We start from the raw sequence: 26,467 nt of genomic DNA on the forward strand, positions 1-26,467 counted from the left end.
ATTTATGACCTTTCTTAAACCTAACCAACTATCATTCCTGGCCGCTACTGCACTATCGGTTTCGATGACTTTGGGATTTACACTCCCTTCGAATGCACAAAAACAAGAAACTCTTTTAATCCGTAGTCCGGCAGTAAGTGCAAACCATATGGCTTTTGTGTATGGTGGCGACATCTGGATTTCCGATAAAGATGGAAGTAACCCAAGAAGACTAACCGTAAATCCGGCAGTGGAGCAAAATCCATTGTTTTCTCCTGATGGAAAGCAAATCGCTTTTACTGGAAACTACGACGGCAACACAGACATCTATGTCATCCCTATTGAAGGTGGTGATCCAAAGCGTGTGACTTTTCACCCTGCGCCAGATGTGCTGAGAGGCTGGCTGGACAATAACCAATTGTATTACACTTCTACCAGAGATTTTCAATTTGCATTAAGTCCGAGGATGCACCAGATCAATATTGACGGTACTGCTGAGAAAGCTTTGCCTATGCCGGAAGCTGTTCAGGGAACGCCTTCTGCAGACAAACGATACTGGGCTTATATTAAAAACACGGATCCTACGGAACGCTCCAATGTCGCTTTTAAGCGCTATCGTGGTGGTGGTATGCCACAAATCTGGATTTTTGATACACAAACCAATGACATAGAAGTGATTCCGGGTGTTGGTTCCAATAATGTGAAACCACAATGGATGGGTAATAAGGTTTATTTCTTATCCGACAGGGATCTCACCATGAACCTGTTTAGTTATGATGTTAAAAGTAAAAAAACAGAGAAGCTGACCAATTTCAAGGACTATGATATTAAAACCCTGAGTGTTGGCCCTGGCCTACTTGCTTTTGAACAGGCTGGTAAAGCGCATATTTTAGAGACTGCAGGCAACAAGGTTCGTGATATTTCCATCCACATTCAGGCAGATGCGCCTTATAAAAGGCCTCATTATATTGATATGGCCAGTGATATCCGCAATTCAGAAATCTCTCCAAGTGGAGTTAGAGCCCTGTTTGAAAGTCGCGGGGAAATCTTTTCTGTGCCTAAAGAAAAAGGTGATGCCAGAAACCTATCCAACTCGCCGGGTAGTTATGAAAAATTTCCAGCCTGGTCGCCAGACGGAAAGTACATTTCTTATTTGTCTGATAAAAACGGTAGCTATCAATTGGTCCTGCTGAATCAGGCAACGAAAGCCGCGCCAATTTATATCCCTCTGGGAAAAACGCCTTTTTATTATCAACCGGTATGGTCGCCGGATAGTAAAAAACTGTACTATGGTGATGCCCACCTGAATTTATTCTATATCGACATCAACGACCGCAAACCAGTATTGGTGAAAGCAAATAAAGATGGATTAAGTCCTGGCAGGTCGTTTAGTGCTTTACAACCGACCTGGTCGCCGGATTCTAAATGGATTTCTTATGTAGCCACTTTGCCAAACGGAGTGAATGCTGCCTATCTATACAATCTGGAAACAGAAAAACATGCTCAGGTCACTGATGGAATGAGTGATGTTAATGGTCCATCCTTTAGTAAAGATGGTAAATACTTATTCTTCCTGGCAAGTACAGATGTTGGATTAACCAATAGCGGATTACACATGTCTGCTTACCAGCGTCCGGTAAATTACAATGCCTATGCTTTGATTCTGTCTAAGAAAACGCCTTCACTATATAAAACCGAAAGTGATGAGGAAACGATAAAACCAGAAGACAGCCCGGCAAAGAAAACAGAAGAACCAAAGAAAGACTCTTCAAAAAAAGATAAGAAAGGAAAAGAAGAAGAGAAACCATCAGCTACTCCGGCAAAAAAAATTACCGAGATTGATCTTGATGGTTTGAGTAGCCGCATTATTTCGCTCCCTATTCCTTCCAGCGGACTTCAGGGAATTGATGGAGGTGTTGAAGGGCAGTTGCTTTATTTTAAAAATGGAGAACTGGGTACACTAGATCTGAAAAAGATGGAAACCAGTACATTAATTAATGGAATTTCCAGTTTGAGTGTGAGTGCGGATGGAAAATCTATGCTTTATGGTTCCAGAGGAAATTATTATATCGTTGATGCCGGGAAGAAACCAGGTAGTTCAGAAAGTGGAAAGCTAAAACTGGATGGCATTAAGCTATTGGTAGATCCTACAGCGGAGTGGAAACAAATGTTTGACGAGGTATGGAGTATGGAAAAAGACTTCTTCTATGCAGAAAACATGCATGGCACTGATTGGCCGGCAATGAAAGTGAAATATGAAAAATTCCTTCCTTATGTGAACCATCGTTCTGATCTTTCTTATGTTTTCAATGAGATGATGGGTGAGATGGTTGTTGGACACAATTATATTTATCCTGGTGATGAGCCTGGAGCCCCTTCTGTTTCAGTAGGAATGTTGGGTGCGGATTATGAGATTGACAACGGACTTTATAAAATCAAAAAGATTTTCACGCGTCTGGATTGGAATCCAACCTTTAAAGCCCCATTGGCGGAACCTGGACTAAACATCAAAGAAGGGGATTACATCGTGGCGGTAGAAGGTGTACCGCTGACCTCAAAAACTTCGATCTACAGTGTTTTTGATTTCAAAGCAGGGAAGCAAGTGGCCATTAAAGTGAACAGTAAGCCAAGCCTTGAGGGTGCGAGAGAAGTGGTAGTGGTACCTGTTCCGGTTGGTCAGGAGTTCGAATTGAGAAAAATGGACTGGGTAGAAAACAACCGTAAGCGTGTGGATAAGCAAAGTGATGGCAAAATCGCTTACGTTTATATGCCAAATACAGGTCCTGATGGCTACACTTATTTCAACAGGTATTATTTCTCGCAAATGGATAAGAAAGCCTTGTTGATAGACGAAAGAAACAACGGTGGCGGATGGGTTGCAGATTATGTGATTGATCTACTGAGCCGCGAGTTGATGAGTTACTGGGCGATTAGAGACGGTAAAAGTTTCACTACGCCAGGTAACGGAATCTTTGGTCCGAAAGCCATGTTGATCAATGAGAATGCTGGTTCTGGAGGTGATATGATGCCATATATGTTCAAGAAGAAAGGTCTTGGTAAATTAGTTGGTCGTACGACCATGGGCATCCTGGTAGGAATTAGCGGTTATCCAAGGTTGTTAGATGGGGGAAGCATCACCTCTCCTAACTTCGGTGTGTATGATACTGATGGGAAATACATCATCGAGAATGAAGGTGTAGCACCAGATCATTTCGTAGAGCAAACACCTAAAGACCTATTGGAAGGCAGAGATCCTCAATTAGACCGCACCATTAAAGTGCTACAGGAGGAGATGAAATCTTATAAATATCCGAATGTAAATAAACCTAAAGATCCGATACGTGGTCAATAAACTGAAAAAGGCCTTCTTTTTATAAGATGGCCTTTTCTAATACATAATCATTCATAAAGAAACCGTTACCAATATCCAGGTTAACGGTTTCTTTTATTTTAAACCCTGCATTTTTATAAAATTCAGTGGATTTATTGGCACGATTCACATTTAGCTCAAGGCTTTTCCCTCCTGCTTCTTTTACCTTATCAAATACTTCGTTGATCAGTAGTTTACCCAGCCCTTTACCATGGGCCTCAGGTAATACGTATAGTTTATGCAATTTATAAACCACATTGCTATCTCCCAACTTTGAATAAGAGGCAAAACCAACGTCCTTATCTTCAAGCTCTGCAATCAGGAAGACATATCCAGCCAGCAATTGCTCGAGCAAAACACCCTTATTGTACATCTTTTCCAACATGTAATCGATTTGCTCCTGACTAATGATCCCGGAATACGTCGGCCCCCAGGTTTTTTTTGCAATCTCTTGTATGGAGCTCAGGTCTTTTTCTCTACCTTTTCTTAACAGGATCATAATTTTTCACTGATAAATAAATAAGCGGTATTGAAGTTAAAGGTCACGAAACCATCATTAATGACTACAAATTCTTCGTTTTCATTTTGTTTCAGATTGCTGGTTTCAAAATAAGACAACACCTCAATATGGAAAACACTGTCTTTGGGTTTCCAAACCGAGAATCCAGACTTTATCGCATAGGCTTTTTCTGTTGAGGTGAATACCACAATATTAATTTCATCAATATAGCTCCCCAACTCCCGGAGCTTAGCTTTGGTATCAATGACATTAACTGCCGCATACTTTTCTGCGATCAGGTAATCCAAAACCGCATCCAGCGCCTCTCCTTTTGCTGGGATTACTTTTGTATTCTCCTGAAAAAAATCTTGTCCGGCGGAGTTCACCACGATATCTACTTTTAAACCCAAACTGATCATTTTCTCATAAATCGCGGCATTGACGATTAGGGTTGGGCTCCACTCTAAAAGCTGACCCAAATATTCCTCATTGAACTCGCCCAGATCATGGATATATAATGCTGGTTCTTGTTTTTCTCTAACGATGTGATGTGATGACATAAAACAAATATATTGTAATTTTTTTCTTATTTTCGTTTAACTTACAAGACGCTTCTTCACGATACAGTAAGCCCTAATCAATGGACGATCAGCAGCAGCAATTTATAAAAAATTGGAAATTATTAGCAGAAGGTGAGAAACAAGGCCTTTATGCTTGTTTCAGCTACTTCTATGATGACCTATATCGGTTTGGACTCTCTTTATACAGAAACCCCGAATTGATCAAGGAGAGCATACAAAATCTATTTATAGAGCTATGGCAGATTCGCGAAAAATTGAAAGAAGTGAACAATATCCAACAATATGTATTTACCATATATAAACGGATTATTTTCAAAACCAGTCAAACTTTTATCAGTACAACAGTTACAGAAAAAGTTTCTTTAGACGACATAGAAGAACGCTTTATTTCAGAAAGTTCATATGAAAGCATCTTAATAGCCAGTCAGGAGGACGAGCATTTGAAAAAAAGATTACAGTATGCACTGAGTTGTTTAACACCCCGACAAAAGGAGATCATTCAAATGCGATATTTCGATTGCCTATCCTTTAAAGAGATTGCTGAACGGACTTCATTAACGGAACGGACGGTATACAATACTCTCCACAATGCCGTAAATGTGCTGCGGGAATTGCTATTGTTTTTGTGTCTGGTTCTTCCTAGAGAACCCTGGTAGCTGCATGATGCTCCTCAGCATTGACTACAAAAACAGAAAGAGGGTTTCCCCTCCTTCTGTACACGAGTAAACTATCATTGATGAATCAATGCCAGAATTCATCAATATTTGATCCCTGTTGTTATTTCAGGTCCTTAGCGATGGTTGCCATCAAAGATTGCTCTCCTAATACATCATAATCTGCGGCCCAGAGGTAAGCACCTTTAAATCCTGCCGATTTAATATATTTTGCTTTTTTCTCTACCAATGGAATGCCATTATAAAATACACCGAAGGACATATCAGTGGTTTCTTTACTAAAGGCCTGTGGATCATGTTTTAGAATATCGAAATATTTCACATAATCATAAGAACCCCAGCTCAGGTTATTTCCATTGGCATCAATTGCGGTGTAACGTAAGCCAAAAGCAGGGATCCCCAATACAATTCTATCTTTCGGTATAATAGATACCCAATTTGCCGCACAACTTAGCATGTAATCATAGCTGGAGGGCTGGGCTCTGGCCGCACCCGGGCTCACCGCACCATCTTCAAAAGCATGTACATTCACCCAATCCGCAGCAGCAAGTTTTCCATAACCCCAACGCAACCAGTTTGTGGTTACCGTGGCCGTTACGATCGAGTTAGCAGGTAAGGCGGCTTTTAATTCTTTGATTAATGGATCCACAGCAGCAATATTTTTATCGGCCCCAATACTCATGTCGGTCATCATCACATCTACCCCATCCATTTTTCTGGCGGTGACATAATTAACGACCTGTTTTACCAGTACTGCCCTTTTTGCTGGGTCAATAATCACTGCCCCAAAATCATTACTTTCATACCTGGACCAGCCATCTATTCCACTTAAATTCCCTGAAATTCCGAGTATAACCGGGGTTTTATTGATATGTGCTCTTGCAACCAATTCATCTGCGGCCTGGTTTTTTTGTCCGGCAGATACATCTAATCCGTCTGAATTTACCCAGGCACATTTGAAGGCCACATGCGTAACTTTAGTCCAGTCTACATCCTTTGCCAATCCATCTACCGACAAATAAGCTAAAGCCACATTTGTAAATGGCTTAAAGCTGTAAGTATTTGGATTTACCAGAATATTAGAAGTTCTGGAAGTCATTTGTCCATTGAAAGAAGCTTCCACGGTTACCTTATATTCACCTCCGGAAGTTGGTTTAAAAACGAATGCAGTATCTGAGGAAACAACTTTATCGTTAACCTTCCATACTACTTCTGCACGATCGGATGGCGAGAATTGCAAACCGCTGAAAACGGCAGATTGACCTTCTGCAATGATCCTGTTTGCGAGTTGAAATGCCCCGCTTCTATCAAAAATCCTAGGGTAAAATTCCCCTTCATTTCCCGTATCAGTATCGTCCTTTTTACATCCAGAAATAATGGAGAGGCAAAAGAAAGCGGATAACAGGATATATTTTATGTTGTTCATCGTTTATTAGTTTGGATTAAGAAATTATTGTTTATCCCACCACACGCGTTTGGTCCAATCATCAAGTCCACCTAATGCCTGTACCGCCTTTGCTACATTCGCGGCATTTTGTTCAGTCTCTTCTAATGGATACTCCAGTCTTCTTGGGATTTCTTTACTATTAGATTCGCTCATTACTCCTGGAATCAGTTTTGGAAAATCTGTTCTTCTCCAGTTCGCATAAGCTTCCTGGCCATTAAAGATTAAAGCCAACCACAATTGTGTATTGATCATTTCAATCTCTTTTCCTGGAATCAATTTATTGCTATTGATAAAATTGGTCACTGCAGTATTAGAGATTTCCGGGGAACCCTGGAAAAGTGTCAATTGCTTCATGGCTGCTGCAATTCCTTTTTCATAATGGCTTGCCGCATCTCCACCCATATTTAATCCAAAACGGATATTTGCTTCTGCAAGTAAAAATTCTACTTCAGCATGCGTAAAATGCAAAAATGGCGCATCACTTTTAAACAGATAATTCGCGAATTCGGCCTTTTGCTCTGCATTTGTTAAGCGACGTTCCCCTACTCCAGGAATCTGCACAGGCAAGGTATTCAACCAATCATCATAACTGAAGCTAGCTGGTTTTACTCCTACATATCCAATTTGGGAAACAACCAGATCCGTCACGTCTATACGATCGAAGGGTTTGGAATTGACCTGAGTATAACAACGAACCATATTTCTTAATCTAGGATCGTTCGTTTTTATAAACTGATCGATTAAGGTAGTCGTTACTTTTGGAGGCAATTCTGCACTATTAATGGTTACGGAAACTGAATTACCCCTGGCGTCATCGTCTTTGGATTGCACATTTTCATGCATCAATTTACAGATGTCTTCATGACTGGAAATTAATCCTGCGGCAAAAGCGGCCTGGGCTTCTGCTTTTGCTTTTTCCGGGTTACGTTTCACCAGACGCATGGCATACCTTAAACGGAGCGAGTTGGCAAACTTTTTCCATGAAGCAATATTTCCATTATAGAATAAATCACCTTTCAACTGGTCTTTTGAGGGATCAAGTTGTGCGGAAGCCTCTGTGAGTTCTTTAAAGAAATCATTATAGATAAACTCCTGGGTATCAAACTCTGGTCTGATGACCCCTTCTTTATAGCCTCTTCCTGCTTGTCTGTAAGGAATATCACCATACATATCTGTCATCCTCGCAAACAGCAGCACCTTCATAATCCGACAGGCTGCGTTGACATTGGTTTTTGTGGGATCTCCCTGGCTTCTTTCTACCGCATCAACGATATTTAAAATATCATTCCCATAATTTACATTCCAAAGAGCGGAAGTATAAACCCTGTTTTTAATATAAAACTGTCCGCTTTTCACCAAATATATTCCTGCGGTATGCTGAATAAAAGGCATGGTCAGGATGGTACTGATTTTTTCGTTGACCTCAAAATTGCCGGAATAGCGCAACTGCACGTTTGCCAGTTGAATGGCCGGGTCAAGACCGCTTGATCTGTTGGGGTCGGTATTGACATCCCCAAATTTCTTACAAGAGCTAAGGATCAGCATCGAGATCAGAACAGCGGGTATCATTTGATTAAAATATTTCTTCATGTTCGTATGATTTGAATTAAAATCTGAAGTTTAGGTTAAAGCCCCAGCTTCTTCTTGTTGGCAATGATCCATATTCCAGACCTTGCCCATTTCCGTTGCTATAATTAGAATCCGGGTCTACATTAGGTACGTTTTTATAAATGATGAAAGGGTTTCTACTCACCACTGCTACCTGAATATCTTTTAATCCTAGTCTGGAAGAAAATGAAGCAGGGACTCTATAGCTCAAGGTAATTTCTCTCATTTTTACATAGGTCGCATCATATACATAAGGCTTTCCGACCCCCGCATCGCTGGGATAAACGCTAGCCCAATACAAGGCTGGATTTACAGCTTCTTTATTTTCTACATATACCGGTTTCTCCTCGGTACCCACATTGACTACACCTTTCGGCACATATCCACGGACATTTCCTGCTGCTTTCCACTCTTCAAAGGTTTTACCGGCCGAGAGTCTTTCCTCTTCTGATTTAATCCATTCCTCTCTACCTTCCAATGTGGTATTGAGACTGCCCCTAACCGCAGCAAACAGATTTGTCATGGAGAAAAGATCGGCACCTTGCTTTACATCGACTACGAAGTTTAAGCCGAAGTTTTTATAATTCATCACACTGGAAACCCCACCGGTCCAACTAAAAGTTCCTTTTCCAATCACCTCACGGTAGGTATTTCTTTTAGGAGTCAATGATAATTTAGGATCCAGAATGGTATTGCCATTAGGATCTTTCAATTCTTTATAGGCAAGGATGGACCCATAGGCTGCACCAGGCATCGCTACCACAGAAATACCTAACCATCTTGCATCAGAAAGACTGAGGTAAGGAATTCCATCAGCAAGGGATTCCACTTTATTGACATTTCTGGCGAAGTTGATACTAAAATCCCAGTTAAAGTCTTTACCAACAATTGGCTTGGTATTCAACATTACCTCAACTCCCTTATTGGAAATCACCCCCGCATTTACAATCTGATAGGCAAAGCCGGAGGATATTGGTGCGGGTACTTTATTGATCTGATCTCTTGATTTTTGTGTATAAACGGTGACATCCAATCCAATTCTATTGTTCAGAAAGCGAAGCTCTGTACCCATTTCGTAAGAACGTGTACGGGTTGGTTTTAAATTTTTATTAGGCAGGATATCACCTGAAATCCCCCCTTGTGATGAGCCATTGAAAGATAAAGGATTCAATCCGTAATAAAGATCCAGCTGATAAGGATCGGTATCATTACCAACTTCTGCAGCAGATAATCTTAATTTACCAAAAGAAAGAATGCGATTGTCGATCTTAAAAGCATCAGAAAACACAAAACTGGTCGCTACTGAAGGATAGGTATAACTGTTGTGATTTACTGGCAAAGTAGAAGAAGCATCCTGACGTACACTTGCATCCAAATATAAATAGCTTTTGTATCCTGCACTAAATAAACCATACACTGAATTCAAGTGCTTTCTATAATGTGTAGGAATAATTGATTTATCTGTAAAACTGTTTGGAGTCACCACATCTCTTACGGTCATATTGGAGAAAACCATTGCCTCACCTTTATTACTGACCCTTGAAATACTTCCTCCTAATCTGGCGGAAAGGTGCAAATCTTTGGTCACCTGTCTCTGAGCAGTCAGGAGCACATCAGATTCTGTGGTGGTAAAATTACGATTTAATAAGTCCAGCTGACCAGTAATCAACCTTGGGGTGGTGGGTGGCGCAAACTTTTCATAGCCCATATCCATCTGGTCTGTAGCTATTCGTCCTTGCAAATTTAACCAGCTCAATATATTATAGTTCAATTGTATCGAACCCATAAACCTGTTTTTGCTAGTTTTATTTTTCATTTCGTTAATGATCCAGTATGGGTTGATGTTGTATACCCCGCCGCCCCATTCCAGATAATCTCCTGTTGATGTTTTATAGGCGTTTTTAAACATGTTTTGATCGAGTGTATTCGCCAAACCGATAAAACTATTTCCAATATTTGAGGCATCATCAGCCAAAGCTGGTCTGTTGTTCACCTTTTCATTCATATAGAATGCCCTGGCTTCCACGGTCAGTTTAGATCCAAATTTTGAAGTCCCGTTAAAAGTGAAGGAATTTCTTCTCATGTTTGATTCCGGAACAATGTCTTTGTTTCTAAGATCTGAAGCAGAAAGGCGGAATGAGGAGACGTCGTTAGAATTCGAAAAGGAGATGGTATTAGTGAATGTTGAACCGGTTCTAAAGAAATTACTGATGTTATCTTTGACCAATGCATAAGGTCTGTCGATGCCATCAAAAGAAGCCGTCATCAATCCCGGGTCGATTTTAGGCCCAAAATTCTGCTGTAAACTGGTTCTCGCCTGATCAGGTGTTATATTTAGCAATTGGTTATTTCCTTGTCCGTATTGAGTCTGATAACCATCAAAAGAAGTCAACTGATTTTCCAGGGTAGAGGTGCTATTAAACTCAATTCCCAATCCCTTATCGCCTTTTCCTTTTTTCATGGTGATCAGGATGACCCCATTAGCCGCTCTACTGCCATAAAGTGCAGAAGCTGAAGGGCCTTTCAGGATACTGATCTTGTCAACATCATCGGGATTGATCGCCGAGATGGCATCCCCAAAATCCACTCCTCCGGGATTCTCTTTACTTCCTGCCTGTCCATAATTGGAATTGTCCATAGGGATCCCATCGACCACATATAAGGGTTGGTTATTACCGGTGATACTGGTATTTCCTCTGATGATTACCCTTGAAGATCCTGCTGGTCCACCAGAAGTACTATTGATAATCAGTCCCGGTACTTTTCCTGCCAATGAGTTGATCACATTGGTTTCACGGGCTTTTTTAAGCTCCTCTCCATCTACTTGCGAAACGGCATAGCCTAATGAACGTTCTTCTCTTTTAATTCCCAGTGCGGTAACTACCGCTTCCCGAAGTTCTGTGACTTCTTCTTTCAATACCACATTGACATTTTTATCCTGTTCATTGGCGGTAATTGAGGACAATTGGAAACCAATCATTTTAAAGTGAATGACATCACCATTACTTGCAGCAATGGTAAATGTTCCATTACTGGCAGTCATTGTGCTTTTTCCGGTAGACTTATTTGAGACTGCTACACCAGGGATTGCACTATTGCTCTGATCAGTAACTTTCCCACTGAGGTTAAATGCTCTTTTTTGTGTGGCCTTGTCTTTATTTGAACGAAGCATAATCGTTTCTCCATTGATTTGATAGCGGATATCTACCTGTTTGGAAATTGCGTCCAATACCTGGTTGATTTTCCATTTCTCAACGGTCAGATTGATTTTAGCACTTTCATCAAGATCAAGTGGGTTATAGGAGAAATGCACATTTGCTTCTTTCTCCATCTGTTTAAAAGCCGTTAATAAAGTAGCTTGTTTCCATTTAAAAGAGTAGACTTTTTCTTTCGATTGCGCAAATCCTGTCAAGGAAATAACACAGATAAAACATAGGCATACTTTAAATAAAAGCCCATAGAAATAGTAATAACATGGTAAGTTTTTGTTCATGCTGGTTAAAGGTTAGTTTATTTGGTTATGATTAGCTGCTTATTCTACGAATTGGAGCTCTACGCGATCTCCCTTGATGACATAGGTAAAATGGTTAGAGAAACCGATGGCATTCAATACTTCCGTCAGGCCTTTTCCGTAAAATTTCCCAGTAAAGGCAATCGGATTTTTAGGTTCGTTTTTAGCAATGATTTCTATTCCGTAAGTTTCATTTAAGCGTGATTTGATCTCTTGAAGAGAAGCTTTTGAAAAGACGAGATTTCTGTTGTACCAATCGTCAATTTTCTGAGGGTTGAAAGTAGTCTTCACAAATCTATCCTGACTGGAACTGATATCGACCTGTTCTCCCGGCGACAATACCAGTTCTTCTTTGACCATACTATTGACAATAGTACCTACACTTACTTTTCCGGTATTTAGCATAACCGAAGTTTCCTTTCTCCTGTTATAGTTGTTGATTTTAAATGAAGTCCCCAGTGCGGTAGTGGCGGTTTTTCCGGTAATGACGATGAATGGTTTGTTTTTGTCTTTCTCCACTTCAAAATACGCTTCTCCAGTTAACCAGATTATCCTGCTTTTTTCATTGTAATCCGGATCCAGCTTTAGCTCGGTCAGCCCATTGAGGGTAACTTTACTGCCATCGCTTAAAGTGATCGTTTTACGTTCATTATAGGCAGTTTTGATTAGGAGATTCTTGCTGGTTTCTATGGTTGAAGGAATGATGGTTCCATATTCCTTTTTATTGAATAGGGCATAAACGCCAACTGCAATTAAAACTGTTGCGGCGATAGAAATCCAGGATAGTTTTCTGCTTGGAGGCTGGTTGGCCGGTAGATGTTGTTCTGGCAATGCTTCTCCCAATTGCTCGATCACCATTTTTAATTTCTGTAATTCCTGTTCTTTTTCCTGAGGATCTACTTTTACCGCCAGCAAATAGAAAAGTGTTCTCGCTTTGAGGATACGTTCTTCTAATTCAGGATGGGTCTGTATAATATTCTCCCAAAACAACACTGCTTCCTGATCATTCCCTAGACAATAGTTCAGGAAAGTATCTTCAGTTAAAAAGTCCTCTACAGCGTAAGCAGTATATTTCATTCGGGTTTGATATTTGGTTATACCTACAAGTGGAGGGGAAATCGAATTTTTACCAAAGAAATCTAAAATAAATTTTCAAAGGCAGATTTGTAGGCAAAGAAAAGCCTATAAACGCAAGAAGGCCGGTAAAACCGGCCTTCCTAAAATATCAAATAATATTGATCCTGCTATTCTGGATTCTGAACCAGATTAGGATTTGCGGTTAACTCACTTTGAGGAATATAATAAATCACACGAGGAGAAGTATAAGGAATCTCCTGAGTAACTTGTCCCGAAGGTAAATGTGTTCCTGGATAATTTCTAACCATGGTACGTTTGTTTCTGAACACATCAAATTTACGTTGTGCTTCAAAAGCCAGTTCCAGTCTTCTTTCATCTAATACCACGTCTAATACATTGGTGTATCCCATCATATTGTCAACAGCAAACAGCTCCTTATCTTTTAAACCAGCACGCGTCCTGATAATATTAACATCTGCTAAGGCATCAGCTGTGTTACCTCTTACAGCGGAAACCTCAGCCCTGGTCAGGTACATCTCTGCAAGACGTACAATCACCGGTGAACTTAGTGTTTCCACACCGTCCTGGAAAGAATACTTCATCACATAATAAATCGGATATCCGTTACGTTTTGCCATAATTGGATTGCCATTACCATCCAGCATCACATTTCCATCTTTATCTTTTTCATAATTAGGGCGAACAAAGGCATGACGTAAATCATTAGGAAATTTATCTAAAAGGTTTCTATAACTTTCAGAGGCATACATCTCCCCATAACCCATACCCCCTGAAGTAAAGTACATCGATCCGATAGAATCATCACCACGATCATCTTTTAATTCATGTTTGATAGCAAAGATCGTTTCCTGTAGTTTACTGTCACCACCTGGAGCTACTGTAAAGTAACTACCAAGATTTGCAGAACTCACCAAGGCATATCTATTTGATTTAATCACTTCATCTGCATATTTATACGCATTATCATAGTCACCCATGTACAAGTAAACCCGACTTAATAACGCCATTGCGACTTCTTTTGAAGCATAAATATTAGATTTGGTACTACCCATTAACTTGATCGACTCTAACAAATCACTAATAACTACTGCATAAACATCCTTCACTTTCGCACGTGAACCACGTTCTTTAACATCACTATTAGTTTTGATTACGATACCTAAGGATTCTCCATTATCGTCCGTATATGGGCGACCAAAGAATCGCACCAAATCAAAATGGATCATTCCCCTTAGGAAGTAGTTTTCACCAAGCAATTGATTCATTACCGGGTTATCACCTCTTGTTGCTTTTTCAATTACCACATTGGCACTATAGATTGCCTGGTATCCCTTACGCCAGATCATTTCTGTGTTACCCTGATTCTTCAGGTGACGATAGTTGTACGCATAAAACAGATCGTCAGTAGTAGTACCACTTAAGGATACGTTATCACTTGCATACTCAGAAAGCATATGGTAATTACGCATGTAATAAGGATCTTTGATATAATTATAAGTACCGATTGTTGCTGCAGTAAGTCCTTCAACGGTATTTACAATCTGCTCTGTTGTTAAAGCATTATAAGGTTTTAAATCCAGGTCCTCTTTGCAGGATGAAGCAGTCAGTGTCAATAATACTGCTACAGCCAATTTATATTTCTTCATCATTATTGTTCTCTTTAAATAGTTATTAGAAACTAACATTTACACCGAATAACACCTTCTTACTGATTGGATATTTAGTACCACTCACACCAACAGCATTAGCTCCTTCTGAAACCAATGAAACCTCAGGATCCATTCCAGAGAATTTAGTCAGCGTAATCAGATTGTCTCCACTTACAAAGAAGCGAACGTTAGACAACTTTAACTTCTCAGTCACTTTATCAGGTAAATTATAACCTAAAGTTATGTTACGTAACCTGATGTAAGAACCATCTTCCAGGTATCTTGAGCTTCTTTTGTTGGAATTTCTATTGCCATTAGCTATTGCTTTAGGGTGTGTAGCAATATCACCTGGGTTTTCCCAACGGTTCCACCCACTTTTCAGTATCATACTGTTGTATTGAGGATATGCACCATCTGCATCAAAAAGCTCACGTGCTGAGTTGTAAACTGTACTTCCTGAAACAAAGTTGAAGAAAGCATTCAGAGTAAAATTCTTGTAAGAGAACTCATTACCAACACCACCAATAAAATCAGGTGTTGAAGTCCCTACAAATTGTCTGTCTGCATTATCTAGATTATTTGTGGTTACTCTTGAGGCTACACCATTAGCATCTGTTTTTGTCATGTACCATAATGGATCTCCATTTTTTGGATCTACACCAGCCCATTCCTCCATGTACCAAGAATTTAAGTCGCGCCCAACAGCAATTCTTTGGTATCCTCTATCGATAGGCTGATCTCTGTAAAGTCCCAACACTTTATTTTTGTTGATACCAATGTTAAATGAAGTATTCCATTTAAAATCACCAGTTAAATTTTTAGTATTTAATTCAATATCAATACCTCTGTTTCTTACAGATCCAATATTCTCTGTAGAATAGTAGAAACCTGTTTCTGAAGGTAAAGGTACATCAAGAATTAAATCCTTATTCGTACGCTGGTATGCATCAATACTTAAGTCAATTCTGTTAAAAAACCCGATATCAAGACCTGCATTGATCGTTGTAGGGGTTTCCCATGTTAAATTAGGATTTGGCAAACTACGAGGAAATGCTCCAGGAACACCACCGTATTGTACATTTGCCAGGTAAAGGTCCAAATGGGCATAATCGCCACCTGGTGTGTTACCTGTTACCCCATAACTACCACGTAATTTTAAATTATTGATAACTTTAGATTCAAAGAAGCTTTCATTAGCAATGTTCCATCCAGCTCCGAAAGAGTAGAATAAACCATATCTGCTATTGGCGCCGAATTTCGAAGAGCCGTCATTTCTAAGGGAAACGGTGGCAAAATAACGATTATCATAGTTATAATCTCCCATAAACAACTCAGAAACAAATCTACTCATAGATCTGTTTCCAGATAGTCCTTTTGCAATTGCGGTTGCGTCCATTGAACTTAAATCAGGCAGAATACCTGTTCCAGTACCGTTAAGTCCATCCACATAGTTTTGCTGATATTCAAATCCGGCGATACCCGACAGGTTATGCTTCCCAAAGCTATGCGCAGCATTAAACAAGTTAGAGGTAATAAAAGAGTTGGTATAACCATAACCATTATACAGCTCTCCTCTGTTGGCTTTACCTGCTGGTGTACGAGGATCAATTAGTCGTTCAGCACGTGAATTGGTTACTGTATAACGATTAGAGGTTGCAAAATTCAACCAATCCGTGATTTTATATTCCAATTTAACATCAGCCGAAAGGTTTTGGCCACGAGAGTTATCTCTGTTATATTGACTTAAAAACAAGAAGTTGCTTTTATCTCTACCATACCAGTTAGAATTAGCATCTACATATTTCGGAGAACCATCGGCATTAAATGGATTGTCCCATGGCATATTGGTATAAGATTGATCTAAGGCGCCACTTGGATCGTTGTTTGTTTTTGTGAAACCAGCATTAAGTCTTGCAGTTACTTTAAAACGATCATTAATTTTATGTTCCAAATTGGTACGGAAGTTAAAGCTCTTATAGTCCGTATTTACTAAAGTCCCTTGCTCATCATAATAGTTAGCTCCAATATAAAACTTCGTTTTATCGTCACCACCAGAGATACTCAATGCCTGGTTATTGGTAATTCCTTGTCTGAACGCTAAATCTCTCCAATCTGTATTACCTGGTGTAACTGGCATAAATCCTCCTAAATAACCGGGAAGTGTTAATGCAAAATCTTTGCTTGCCAGAAAATCATCAATCTGTTGAGGAGTTGGATTTGGAATCGTTTTTTGTAATTCACGAATGAATGCAGCACGTTTTCCATTATAGTCGTTTGTATACATGTAAGCACTATAATCATACAACTGCTGTCCGTTCATCACTTTAAAGTTCCCTTCTGAAGCTGTATTTAGACCAAAAGCACCACTATAATCGATTTTAGTTTTACCTGCTTTACCTTGTTTAGTGGTAATCACAATCACTCCATTTGCTGCTCTTGAACCATAAAGGCCTGTTGCAGCAGCATCCTTCAGGATACTTATCGATTCGATATCACGTGGATTTGCAGTCCCACCAATCACACCATCTACCACCATTAATGGTTCAGATCCAGAGCTTAACGTTCCGGTACCACGAATACGAATGCTTGTTGATGAGCCTGGCTGTCCGGAAGGAACACTTACGTTAACGCCAGAAGCTTTACCTTGTAACATCGCAGAAGTACTGTTACTAGCTACATCCAGTAATTTCTTTGCTGAAACCGTAGAAACAGAACTCACCAACTGTGATTTGTTTTTGGTTACATAACCAACTACTACCACTTCGTTCATTAGGTTGTCGGTTGGTTTCATGCTAATTTTGAAAGGCCCTTTTCCAGCTGCGCTGATTTCCTGGGTATCATAACCCAAATAAGAAAACTGAAGGGTTGCATTGTCATCAGCTTTGATGCTAAACTTCCCGTCGTTATCTGTCATAGTACCACCTGTTGTGTTTTTGATTCTCACAGAAACACCCGGTAAAGGCAATCCGGTTTCGTCGATCACCGTTCCGGTTTTCGGGATAGTGGTCTGACTCATCCCTGAAAACACTGATAGTGCCACCAGGATTAGTGTCATTAAGGACTTCCTGAAGTAAGGAATCCAGTTAGAAAAATTGTAATTCTTGGTCATGAATTATTCTGGTTAAATAAGTTATTTGTCTGATTTGCCTAACATTGGCGCTAGACATTTTTAAGCGCTCGAAAGTTAGAGACTTAATGGATCATGCTCCTGAAGGAGGCCCTATTAAATTCACGCAAACGTTTGATATTTGCAACCTGGCCAGTTGAGCCTGAAAGAGGATTTCGGAGAAATTAAAACAAAAATTTGCCTTTATATTAAAAACGCATTACAACACGTCTTTTGCCATTGATAAAACAGCAGGAAATCTTACAATCCTTTCATTTAACATGAAAAAATCAAACGTTTGCGTAGTGTTTAAATGCAATGGAATGGGTTTTTTATCAATCAAGAAACGTTTATAGAAAATTCAGCTCCTCTGCACTCATTATCAGACAAATAAAAAGCATACTCATGTTTAAGAAGGACATCCTTGATTAGGGTAAGCCCAATACCTTGTCCATCCGATTTTGTGCTAAAAAACGGGCTAAATAAAAACGGTGCTGCCGCTTCAGAAATACCATTTCCATTGTCTATAATGCGCAGTATTTTTGGCTGGTTTTCCGTCACAAAGGTAATGATTCCCTGTGGGTTGCCTCCAATTGCTTCGATTGCATTTTTAACGATATTAATCAAGACTTGCTCCATTTGCAATTGGTCTGCGAAGATGATCAATGGGACTGGACTCAGTTTAAATTCAAAGCGAATATCCTTCTCTTTAATGATTTCAGACCATAAGGTTGCTACTGAAAAAATTAACTCATGGAGGTCCATGTATTTTTTGTCAGGTTCTGGTAAACGAACCAGGTCTGCGAGATTTCGCATAAATATATTCAGGTTGTAGTTCCGGTCTATAGCAACCTGAAGCGCATTGCCCAATGTGCTATCTAGCCTTCTATCCTTTTCCATCTGTAAGGCAGAATCCAGTATGGAGTTAACTGGTCCGATTGTATTGTTTACTTCATGGGCCATCATTCGGATCACCTTTCCATAGCCCTGCTTTTCTGCCAGCAATAGTTCGGTCGTCAGTTCCTGGATGATCACGAAGTTCCTCGGAAAGCCCTGGTCTATAAATTCGGACACCTGAATCTTATATGATTCGGCTCCTCCTTTTAGCGTAACTGATTTTTGTCTTTCCTTTAATAATATCCTAACCTCTTCTATGATAGGATGGGTAATGTCTTTTAACAACCAACCTTCGACTGGGATTGCATGCAGTATTTTCTTTGCGACTGGATTGACCATCTGAATTCTATTTTCATGGTCCAGAATAATAATACCGACCGGAGAATGATCAATCAGCTTATCCAAAAAGAAGTGTTGTTGTTGCTGTAATGTTCGCTCTCTCCTCAATTGATCAATCATCTGATTGTACACTTCAATCAATCGATCCATCTCATACGTATCCGTTTTCACAAATTTAATGTTGAAATCCCTGTCTTTAATCGCATCAGCTCCTTGAACCAATAAATTCAATGGCCGAATCATTTGATTATAAAGTTGCCAGCAGATCAAAATAGAAATCAGGATCAACACTTCAGACAATAGGAAAAAGAATTTGTTCTTCTCGAAAACAAAATAGCTTAGAAACAAAGCAATCACATGTAAAACACTGACAAACAGAAGGTATTTAGTCCGAAGTCTCATCGTAGGGAGTCCGCTCATCATAAGGAATATTAAATTTATCCAGCCTGCGGTACAATGCGCTTCTGGTGATCCCTAAAGCCTGCGCAGCTTTAGAAATACGGTTTTGATGAAATTCTAAGGCGCGTTTAATCATTAAAATTTCTGTTTCCTCCAGCGTCATTGCGCCTACCTCAGGAAGTTTTGTTTCTGCTACAACAACTGAATTTTCCAACTGATGATTAAAATCAGCAAGCCCCAATATATTTGTTCTGCTCATTAAAACGGATCTTTCCACCATGTTTTTCAACTGGCGGATATTTCCAGGCAGAGGCAATTCTTTTAACCATTTAACCGCTTCAGGGCTAACCTCAAGATCGGGTCGGTTATAAAGTTGCCTTAAATTAGCCACCATGAAATCCAGCAGTAAGGGAATATCCTTTACTCTTTCTCTTAAAGGAGGAAGTTTTAAGGTAATCAGGTTTATGCGGTACAATAAATCCTCCCTAAATAATCCTTTCTGAACCATTTCTGCGAGATTTTTATTGGTTGCACAAATTACGCGTACATCTACCGTCCTGGTTCTACTGTTTCCCAGCACCTCATAGCTGCGGTCTTGTAATACCCGCAGCAATTTCACCTGACTGCTGGCATCAAGATCACCGATTTCATCCAAAAAGATTGTTCCTTTATTGGCCATTTCAAAACGGCCAATACGGTCAGTCCTGGCATCGGTAAATGCTCCCCTCACATGACCAAACATCTCGCTTTCGAACAAAGAAGTAGAGATGCCACCTAAATTTACCTTCACAAATGGCCGGTTTTTACGTAGGCTATTTTGATGAAGCGCTTCTGCGATCAATTCTTTACCCGTACCACTTTCCCCGGTGATCAATACTGAAGCATCGGTTTTCGCTACTCTACCTGCGATTTCCAATAATTCCAGCATTTTTTTATCTGCAGATACGATCGATTGAAAATCATATGTTTTATCAAGTTGCTTTCTACCAGGTATAGATTTCAACTGAGCCTGTTCTTTTTTTTGATCCTCTAAACTGATCAGCGTCTTTATAGATTGCAACAGATGTTCATTATTCCAGGGTTTATTAATGAAATCATTTGCGCCAAGCTTCATACCCTGAACAGCCAAATCTATACTAGCCCAGCCTGTGATGAGCACTACTGGTAAACTGGAATTAAATAACCGGATTTCCTTCAACAAGGTCATTCCTTCTTCGCCAGAGGTGTCAATTGAAAAATTAAGATCCAGGATCACTAACGAAATCCTTTCATTTTTCAGCAATTCGATTCCGTCCGCAGCATTAGCAGCAGCCTTAACCTGATAACTCTTTTGCTCAAGCAGAAGCATCAGTGAGGTACGAACGGCTATGTCATCATCAATTATCAGGATCATCGGCTAAAAATTTATAAGGCAAATCAAAAATATCTTTATTCTTCATGTAAAGCAACAGCAGGGTAAATTGATGCCGCTTGTTTACCAGGATATAAAGCACAAATAATGACCAGCAGGTAAATAAAGACAATGGCAAAGAACTGCGCCTGGAGGTAAACTGAGGCCGGTAAATCAAATACCTTTAACAATGGAAACTGTATCGCAAAGAAAGAGCCGATGATTAAAGAAAAAGTGGCAATCACCAAAGCTTCACCAACCAGCTGACCGGAAACCGAGCCCGAAGTGGCTCCAATTGCCCTCCTAAGTCCAATCTCGGATCTTCTTTTGTTGATATTGTACCAGAGTACCCCAAAAATTCCCAGGGCCACATTGATGATTAAAAATCCTGCGACGATGAAAAAGATGATCAGGGGAATGATTGTTTCTTTATTTTTCTCTGCTTTCATATCCACAAGGTGTTTGATTTCCAGATTTGTGCTTTTTATAGTTGAAGCGATCAGTTTATACATTTTACCTTCAAATGCGGCATCTGTTCCGGCTGCGATTCGTATCAACATTCTGGACATATCCCTGATTCCTCCAGTATCTATTCTTTGAAAAGCACCTGCTGTGGCTGTTTTAAAATCGCTCTTATCCTTCAGGTTTTGAACCACACCAATCACTTTCATATGATCATCAAATTGAGTAATTACTTTTCCAATTGCCTTCTCAGAACCGAACAACCGTTGTTTAGTCTCCTCATTAATAATGATAGTCGATTTTGAAAGGCCATTATCCTCCGGAGAGAACCATCTTCCCTCCACTAAGGTTAACCGAAGTACATCTTTATAACTATCCTCAACAGAATAGATGTCTGCGCTTACTTCCTTTTTCTTATAATTCAGGCCCATAGTAATTATATTATTAGCAAATGGAACATTCCCATTGGCAAAACTGATGCTTCTTACCTGCGGCAAGCCTTTTATAACGTTCCTCAAATTTTCATGTACGACACCTGCTGAATCTTTATGCTTACTGACATTCATTTCACCCAGCTCAACAGCCCATACATCTTCCTCATCAAAACCCGCAGGCAATTTATAGTTCTGATAATTGTACACTAACAAAGTAAAAACAGCGAAAATGACCATAAAGGAAATCAGGATTTCAGAGATGAGCAGGAAATTTTCCTTCTTTTTATTCCAGATCAATTTGAATAAGTGCTTTAACATATCTTTTATATTTTAATTATTGGCTTTTAAAGCAGTAACTACATTTAATTTCGACATCCTCCAGGCGGGATAAACGCCAGAAATCAACCCGAAAACCAAACAAGCCAACAGACTATAGCACAAAACAGTGAAATTAATTTTTAAGTTCAAATTGGAGATGAGGTTGCTGGAATTGAGTATACTGATCACCAAAAGAGCCATTAATAACCCAATCAACCCGCCAAGAATGGTCAGAATCAGGTTTTCTACCAAAAACTGTCCCACCAGTGTCCTGCTGGATGCACCAAAAGCTTTCCTAAGGCCAATTTCCGAAGATCTTTCCATGATTCGACTCACATTAATGTTCATCAGATTTACCGTTGGTAACAAGAGGAATACTAAGATCATCATAACCATGACCAGAAAAAACCGATCCCTTCCAGAACTCCCGGAACCTGCAGATCTGCCAAATAATTCACGTGTAAAGCTTTCCAGATAAGTATCTGCATAACTGAATAGCAAATCATGATACTTTTCCGGGTGGGGAACCTTTTTTAACAACTGCTGATATTCTTCCTGAATAGCTGGTATATCGGCAGGAGAACGGGCAAGTATGGTCACGATATAATTGCCTGTCAATGAAGTCCCCTTCAAAGTATTTGCTGCCAATGTATAAGGAAGATAAATATCGGAATGGATGTAGGTTACCGTTGAGGGAACGGTTTTAACCACACCAATCACTTTGTATCTTAAATTATTGACTTCCACATCTTTTCCAATGCCAGACTCTCCTTCTCCGAAATACTTCTGCTCCATGTCCTGAGAGATCACAATCACCTGTTCTGCATTTTTCAGTTGCTGTTCATTAAAAGGTTTGCCCTCCAAAAATTGAAATTGGTAAACTTCCCAAAAATTAAGATCGGAATACATGAGATCAACAGATAATTTTCTATTGTTGGGATAAGCATTAGTAGTACTCCTGCCGGAATGCATCGTCATCATTTCCGGGCTTTTCATTTTGGAGACAAAATTATTCACAAAATAGAAGCTTGCCCAAGCCTTCATGATGTAACTCCGATCTTTATTCGTCAGCTCTACGCTATTGATAAACAATTCACGTTTCCGATTTACATCTGGGTAGCCCGGACTCAACAAAACTTCCAAAAAAGCAGTCAATACGATGAGTATGGTCAGGGTAAAGCTGATTCCAAACAAACTGATGAAGGTGAAAAACTTCCTTCTTTTCAACACTGCTATCGCAATTTTAAAGTAATTCTTAAGCATTTCTCTCTTCCTTATTGTACTTGTGAACCATCAAATAAACGTAGTAGGCGATCTGTGCGCTGTGCCATATTCGGATCATGCGTCACCATTACAATGGTGGTACCATCTACCCGATTCAATTCCAAAAGAATATTCATAATCTCGTTACCCATGGCGCTATCCAGGTTTCCTGTAGGCTCATCCGCAAGGATTATCTCTGGTCGGCCCACAATCGCTCTGGCAATAGCCACCCGCTGTTTTTGTCCGCCGGAAAGTTGTGTCGGAAAATGATGGATCCTGTTACTCAATCCTACTTTCTCCAGTGCAGTCGTTGCCAGCATTTTTCTCTCCTTTGCGCTTGAATTACGATACAAGAGAGGCAATTCCACGTTGTCTATCACCTTTAAATCATTGATCAAATGATAACTCTGGAATATAAAGCCAATCTTATTATTTCTAAAATTTGCCAGCTTACGATCATTCAAGGATAAGGTTTGCTGATTATCAATCAGGATATTTCCTTTTGAAGGGGCATCCAATAAACCCATGATGTTGAGTAAAGTGCTTTTCCCACAGCCGGATGGCCCCATAATGGATAAAAACTCTCCCTTGGCCACCCTGAGGCTGATGCTATTTAAAGCCTGCGTTTCTACAGTATCCGTACGGTATACTTTTTCAATATTTTTTAGTTCTATCATAGCTATATTTAGGTTATAGTTTTATCTTCTCATTCTTCTCAAAATCGAACAGTGATAAGTAACGTAACTGGTAATAGGCGCCCCAAAAATCACGCAAAGAGTAAATATAATCTCGCTTTGCCTGATCATTTTCCTGGAAAGCGATACTCAAATCCGTAATACTTAAATTTCCAAGGACATAGCGTTCCTTAGCAATGAGGTATTTCTCGGAGGCAATCTGTTCTGCCCTTGTATTTAACACCAGTTGACCTTTCATCATCTCAAACAAGTTGACTTCAGTGATAATTTTCTGTGTAAAGTTCTGCTGATCCTGAGCTACAGCATATTGTGTGAATTGCTGATTGGCCATCGCTGTTTTTTTTCTTGATTTTTGTCGACCCCAATCCAGGATGGGAATTTCAATGGCGAGTTCCAGCAGCTGCTGGTCTCTCGGGTGCTGATACACACTGCCAATGCTGGTTCCACTTCTTGCAAAACCCAGGTTTGCATTTAAAGTGGCATTGACTCCGTTATCTCCTTTTGCCCTTGCTACATCCCGTTTTGCTTCCTCTAACCTTCTGCCAAAAGCAATGGCATCAGAGCGGTTTTGAAAAGCCTCAGTTAATGCCTTATCAGTAACAACTTTCATGTCCACCGTTGATTCAGGCAAAGATAATTTGATCTTATCGTTATTTTGTAAGCCGATATAGGCCTTAAGGTTATAGGTTGCAACTTCCATATCCCGCTTTGCAACACCTACTGCCTTTTCGGCTTTTAAGGCCTCCAGTTCTAATTGTAGAATCTCATTTTTAGAAACTTTCCCCATTTCAAACTTGGTATCTGCAATTTTCTGGATGGAATTGGTATTTGTCAAATTTGTTTCTGCAATTTGTAAATCTACCTGTGCTAGCAACAATGCGAAAAAATAAGTGCTGGCATTGATCGAAATCTGTTCCATGGCTTCAATATAGGCCTGTTGACTCTCATTATACTTCAAAGCCTCTATTTTACGGTCCCATTTCAAAGCATTAAATTGAAAGAGCGGTTGAATGAGCCCAACACCATACGGAACCCCATTGTAAAGTGTATTTTTCCTATCAAAATCGTCAAATCTTTGTAGCGAAGTACTGCCGTAAACGGTACCTCCAGTTTGGGAAATACGCTGGCTAAAGGACAAATCCAGAGAGGAGTTGTTATTGTGTACTGAACGGAAATCTATTGTACCATCCGGTTGTTGAACCGATATAGAAGATTTACTATAACCTGGTAAAATTCCTTTTAATGAAAGCTGCGGTTGGTAATTGGATTTAAAAGTCATCCATTCCCAATAACGGGTTTCTTTTAATGTTGCTGCCTGTTTTGATGCAATTGATTGCGCTTTTGCCATAGCCACCACTTCTTTCAACTGGAGTTTCAGGGTATCTACAACTTGTGCCCTAACCAGCTCTATTGAAAGGGAAGCTTGTATGAGAAGAGCAGCAAGAAAGAAAAACATATATTTTATACTCATTTTCTTCATTGCTTAATACCAATTTGACTGCTGTTTTTAAAAGACCTCAAATCTGAAGTAATGATAACATCACCTTCCTTTACCTGATCTTTTAATTCTACAAAATCGAAGTTACTCAAGCCAATCTGCACCGTTTTTCTAGTAGCGACCCCATCTTTTAGCACGTAAATTGATTGAGAAGGGCTCCCCATAAAAGCTGGACCATTACTCACTCTTAATACCTGCTGATGTATATCGGTGACCAGAAAAACATCAGCTTTTAGATTAGGTCTGAAGAGTTTATAATTGCTACTGTCTGGTTTGATATCAAACGATACGGTTGCGTTTTGAACCGCCGGGTAGATGTTGACTACCTTACCTCTTACCTGCTGGTCGCCTATCCGAATAATCGCGCTCATTCCATTTTTCAGAAGATTGATGTGTTGATCAGAAATCGTTCCTTTTACTTTAAAGCTGGCAAGGTCTGCAATTCTAGCCAACACTTCCCCTGGCTGCACTGCAGCACCAATATTTTTATTAACCCAGGTCACAACCCCGTTTCTGCTAGCCCTTATATCTGCTTGTTGTAGTTTTCGCTGCAAAAGGTCCAGGTCATTTTCCTGAATACTTGCTGCCAGCTCCACCTCTTTCATTTGCAAGCGCATACTTTGCTGCTTGCTGTTGATTTCATTCTCCAACTGCTGCTTTTCTAACTGAGCAACTTTCAGGTTCAATTCAGCCTGCTCCACATCCTCACGGGTACCACCGCCAGCTTTTAACAGACGCTTTGCATGATCAACAGCAGCTTTCAGACTATTAATACGTAATTGTTTGATGTCATTGTTCGACTTGATGTCGTAAAAACTTTTGTCCAGATCCAACTTAATTTTACGGATATCATTCTTTTTAGATTCCAACTGAAACTTCAGTTTTTCAAAATCCATTTGCGCTTCGGATTTATCTAAGGTCAAAATCGATTGTCCAGCCTTAATATGACTTCCTCCATCCAGCAATACCTTTTGAATAGAAGCGGCAAGCGGACTACTGATCACCTCTTCAAACTCAGGCAGTACTTCCCCAACTGCATTGATCGTATTTTCAATGTTCCCTCGATCTACAATCGCAGTGGTAATTTCTGAAGCATAAAGTGTGGTTTTGAATACCCTCCTCAACACAAGAACGCCTACGATCAGCAGGACAAGCCCAACCAGGAGATAAAAGAAAAGTTTCCTTTTCCTACTCGATGAAACAGCCTGTTCGATATTTTTGTCCATTGAATTTGTTTTCACTTGTAATTC

General features: G+C 39.8%; 17 protein-coding genes. 2 read left to right on the forward strand and 15 right to left on the reverse strand.

The window, feature by feature from the left end:
• Positions 1–4 precede the first annotated feature (4 nt).
• Complete coding sequence (locus R2Q94_RS00105) at positions 5–3,331, forward strand: PDZ domain-containing protein (protein WP_316819398.1); 3,327 nt, start codon at positions 5–7, stop codon at positions 3,329–3,331.
• A 19-nt stretch (positions 3,332–3,350) separates the two neighbouring features.
• Here R2Q94_RS00105 and R2Q94_RS00110 read toward each other — a convergent pair whose 3' ends face one another.
• Together R2Q94_RS00110 and R2Q94_RS00115 are read right to left on the reverse strand one after the other, a co-directional pair.
• Entirely contained in the window at positions 3,351–3,848 is a 498-nt protein-coding gene (locus R2Q94_RS00110) for a GNAT family N-acetyltransferase (protein WP_316819399.1), read from the reverse strand.
• Positions 3,845–4,408 carry a thiamine pyrophosphokinase gene (locus tag R2Q94_RS00115; RefSeq protein WP_316819400.1) on the reverse strand — a complete coding sequence of 188 codons (564 nt, stop codon included), beginning with the start codon at positions 4,406–4,408 and terminating at the stop codon, positions 3,845–3,847. Before R2Q94_RS00115 ends, R2Q94_RS00110 begins: the two co-directional genes overlap by 4 nt.
• Before the next feature lie 80 nt (positions 4,409–4,488).
• Between R2Q94_RS00115 and R2Q94_RS00120 the strand changes: the two genes are divergently transcribed.
• Positions 4,489–5,085 carry a sigma-70 family RNA polymerase sigma factor gene (locus R2Q94_RS00120; RefSeq protein ID WP_316819401.1) on the forward strand — a complete coding sequence of 199 codons (597 nt, stop codon included), beginning with the start codon at positions 4,489–4,491 and terminating at the stop codon, positions 5,083–5,085.
• Positions 5,086–5,206: 121 nt separating this feature from the next.
• On the opposite strand, the gene R2Q94_RS00125 is transcribed toward R2Q94_RS00120, so the two are convergent.
• From R2Q94_RS00125 to R2Q94_RS00185, 13 genes are all read right to left on the reverse strand, one after another.
• Complete coding sequence (locus R2Q94_RS00125) at positions 5,207–6,529, reverse strand: glycosyl hydrolase family 18 protein (protein WP_316819402.1); 1,323 nt, start codon at positions 6,527–6,529, stop codon at positions 5,207–5,209.
• A gap of 24 nt (positions 6,530–6,553) precedes the next feature.
• Positions 6,554–8,140 carry a SusD/RagB family nutrient-binding outer membrane lipoprotein gene (locus tag R2Q94_RS00130; RefSeq protein WP_316819403.1) on the reverse strand — a complete coding sequence of 529 codons (1,587 nt, stop codon included), beginning with the start codon at positions 8,138–8,140 and terminating at the stop codon, positions 6,554–6,556.
• Positions 8,141–8,156: 16 nt separating this feature from the next.
• Positions 8,157–11,651 (reverse strand): SusC/RagA family TonB-linked outer membrane protein, encoded by a 3,495-nt coding sequence (locus R2Q94_RS00135; RefSeq protein WP_316819404.1) that lies wholly within the window; start codon positions 11,649–11,651, stop codon positions 8,157–8,159.
• Between the two features lie 39 nt (positions 11,652–11,690).
• A complete protein-coding gene (locus tag R2Q94_RS00140) occupies positions 11,691–12,746 on the reverse strand; it encodes a FecR family protein (RefSeq protein ID WP_316819405.1) in 1,056 nt (351 codons plus the stop codon).
• Between the two features lie 167 nt (positions 12,747–12,913).
• Positions 12,914–14,416, reverse strand: a complete 1,503-nt coding sequence (locus R2Q94_RS00145; protein WP_316819406.1) for a RagB/SusD family nutrient uptake outer membrane protein — start codon at positions 14,414–14,416, stop codon at positions 12,914–12,916.
• Between the two features lie 22 nt (positions 14,417–14,438).
• Positions 14,439–17,525, reverse strand: a complete 3,087-nt coding sequence (locus R2Q94_RS00150; RefSeq protein WP_316819407.1) for a TonB-dependent receptor — start codon at positions 17,523–17,525, stop codon at positions 14,439–14,441.
• Positions 17,526–17,861: 336 nt separating this feature from the next.
• Positions 17,862–19,178, reverse strand: a complete 1,317-nt coding sequence (locus R2Q94_RS00155; RefSeq protein WP_316819408.1) for a sensor histidine kinase — start codon at positions 19,176–19,178, stop codon at positions 17,862–17,864.
• Positions 19,144–20,550: a sigma-54 dependent transcriptional regulator gene (locus tag R2Q94_RS00160; protein ID WP_316819409.1), complete on the reverse strand. Its 1,407-nt coding sequence runs from the start codon at positions 20,548–20,550 to the stop codon at positions 19,144–19,146. Before R2Q94_RS00160 ends, R2Q94_RS00155 begins: the two co-directional genes overlap by 35 nt.
• Positions 20,551–20,585: 35 nt before the next feature.
• Positions 20,586–21,761 (reverse strand): ABC transporter permease, encoded by a 1,176-nt coding sequence (locus tag R2Q94_RS00165; protein WP_316819410.1) that lies wholly within the window; start codon positions 21,759–21,761, stop codon positions 20,586–20,588.
• A 12-nt stretch (positions 21,762–21,773) separates the two neighbouring features.
• Positions 21,774–23,024 (reverse strand): ABC transporter permease, encoded by a 1,251-nt coding sequence (locus tag R2Q94_RS00170; protein WP_316819411.1) that lies wholly within the window; start codon positions 23,022–23,024, stop codon positions 21,774–21,776.
• Positions 23,025–23,035: 11 nt separating this feature from the next.
• Positions 23,036–23,701 carry an ABC transporter ATP-binding protein gene (locus R2Q94_RS00175; protein ID WP_316819412.1) on the reverse strand — a complete coding sequence of 222 codons (666 nt, stop codon included), beginning with the start codon at positions 23,699–23,701 and terminating at the stop codon, positions 23,036–23,038.
• A 13-nt stretch (positions 23,702–23,714) separates the two neighbouring features.
• On the reverse strand, positions 23,715–25,190 hold the full coding sequence (locus R2Q94_RS00180) for a TolC family protein (protein ID WP_316819413.1): 1,476 nt from the start codon (positions 25,188–25,190) through the stop codon (positions 23,715–23,717).
• Positions 25,191–25,195: 5 nt separating this feature from the next.
• Positions 25,196–26,443 (reverse strand): efflux RND transporter periplasmic adaptor subunit, encoded by a 1,248-nt coding sequence (locus R2Q94_RS00185; RefSeq protein ID WP_316819414.1) that lies wholly within the window; start codon positions 26,441–26,443, stop codon positions 25,196–25,198.
• Positions 26,444–26,467: the final 24 nt, after the last annotated feature.

Source organism: Pedobacter gandavensis, from assembly GCF_032678465.1.
GTDB lineage: Bacteria > Bacteroidota > Bacteroidia > Sphingobacteriales > Sphingobacteriaceae > Pedobacter > Pedobacter gandavensis_B.